This window comes from Inquilinus sp. (assembly GCF_057815775.1).
In genome coordinates this window covers 1-1992 of the sequence record NZ_JBYRFX010000893.1, presented here as the reverse complement: position 1 = coordinate 1992, position 1992 = coordinate 1, and the positions used below count along the sequence as shown (strand labels likewise).

The window sequence follows — 1992 nt, the reverse complement described above, 5'->3', positions numbered from 1 at the left end:
TTCGGGGCCTTCGCCGGTGGTGCCGAAGACGGTGACGGTGCGGCAGCCATGCGCCAGGCACCAGCGGGCATGGGCGACCAGCCGCAGGAAATCGACCACGCCGTCGGGCCGGAACGGGACGGTCAGGGCCGCGGACAGGCCGAAGCGCTCTCGGGGTTGGGGCACGTTCCGATCCCTGTTTCCGACCACCGCGGCGTGGCGTGTGATCAAATCGTTTGAACTGACATGTTAGTTGGTAATGCGTTTTCGCAAGCGCGTCAATATGTCGAACAAAATCGTGCAGAATGCCGGCACCGGCGCGCCGACTAAACTGTCAGTGGAGCGGGCTCCGGCCGGCCAATCGACGATATGGTCTTCGAACTCATCCTCGGGCACCTCGTCCTCGGACACCACCTTGTCGCGCACGCTGATGCCGGCGACATGCACGGTTTCCGGGTCGCCCGAGACCAGCGGGTGCCACCAGTAGAGGTCGTGTCCCTCCGACAGCAGGCGGTAGGCGCAGGTCCACGGCATCCAGCCGAGCTCGTCGACATTATCAGGTGTCAGCGCCACGCAATCGGGCACGTAGCGTTTGCGGGTGGGGTAGTGCATGCAGCGGCAGCTGTGGGTGTCCAGCAGCTTGCAGGCGATGTCGGTGTAGTCGACATTCGGCGTGTCGGCCGGCTCGTCGGCGTCGCGCAGCTTGTGCAGGCAGCAGCGGCCGCAGCCGTCGCACAGCGATTCCCATTCCGGCCGGGTCATCTCGTCCAGGCGCTTGCGCTGCCAGAAAGGCTTGCCGCTCATGCGGCGGCCAGGGCCGGATCGGTCACTCGGGGATCTCCAGGTCGCGAAGCAGGGGCGCCGCGGCGCCGACGCCCCTATCATCACCGCCGCGGCCGCGCGATCAAGCGGTCTCTAGGGTTTCCGGTCTCTAGGGCTTCGCTGCCGGCCCGACATACAGCGGCGACAGATCCCGGCGCATGTACAGCGCGGTGAGGTCGGCGAAGGCCGGGTGTGCCGGGTCGGTCCCGGCCGCCCGGCCCAGCAGCACGCAGCCGCCGTCGACCGGCACCGACGCCCAGGCGACCGTCACCCGGCCGAACACCCCGGCCGCCGGACCGTTCGCATCCTTCGCCGCCGCCTGCCATTTGGCGCCGGCGACGGCACTGGTGCGATCCGCGATCGCGCAATCGGCAAACAGCATGGCCAGCACGCCCGACGGCGCCTGCCCCGCTTCCCGGATCTCGCCGAGCAGGAGCGACGGATAGGAGGGGATGCCGCTCGCGTTCAGCAGCGCCTCCCGGGCCGTGTCGGGCGTGGTGCCACCAGGCGCGGTCATCGTCGCCGTCGCGGCCTCGAATGCGGCATCGCCGGCGGCGTCGGGTTGGGGCGCCCACAGCAGCTGCGCCACCTGCTGCTGAGGCTCCAGCGTCCGATCCAGCGCATCGAGCATCCGCTTGAGATCGATCCGCGAGGCCGCACCGGTGCCGAGCCTCGCCGAGGCTTTCATAGCCGCCAGCGTCTCCGGAAGCCGCGCCATCAGCAGCATCGAGCCGTCCAAGCCCAGGACGGCGGAAACGCCGAGCATGGTGCCAAGCGGATCCGAAGGATCGCGCCGATCGAGATGCATCTCTCCGGGTGTGCCGCGGGTCCAGACCTTCGTGTCGCCGAAAACGCTCTCGGCATACCCTTGCTGGCCCCAAGTCCGGACGAGGGTGTCCGGATCGGCCCCCTGCAGGCGCATCGCCATCGGGCCCGGGGTGGGCGCGGTTTCGTAAACGGCGACCTGGTCGATCTGGTCCGGCCCGAAGCCGGCATGGGCTGCAAATCCTGCCGGTGCCTGAAGGTCGGCAGCAACCGGCATTCGAAGAATGTCCGGCAGCGCCGCGATCCCGTGATCCGTCCGCCAGTCGGTCTTGCTCGTGGCCTTGACCACCGAAAGATCGAGATAGAGAACCGTGCTGCCATCGAGGGTGGGCATCGGCAGCAGGCCGAGCAGGTCGCGGACCGGCC

General features: G+C 68.6%; 3 protein-coding genes. All 3 read right to left on the bottom strand.

Features of this window, described 5'->3' with window-relative positions:
- The coding region (locus tag AC3XYG_RS32010) for a dihydrodipicolinate synthase family protein (protein WP_489143934.1) at window positions 1-165 on the bottom strand (165 nt) is incomplete at its 3' end.
- A gap of 63 nt (window positions 166-228) precedes the next feature.
- Window positions 229-783 carry a YcgN family cysteine cluster protein gene (locus AC3XYG_RS32005; RefSeq protein ID WP_489143933.1) on the bottom strand — a complete coding sequence of 185 codons (555 nt, stop codon included), beginning with the start codon at window positions 781-783 and terminating at the stop codon, window positions 229-231.
- Between the two features lie 127 nt (window positions 784-910).
- Window positions 911-1992 (bottom strand): hypothetical protein (locus AC3XYG_RS32000; RefSeq protein ID WP_489143932.1); only part of this gene is annotated, 1082 nt, incomplete at its 5' end.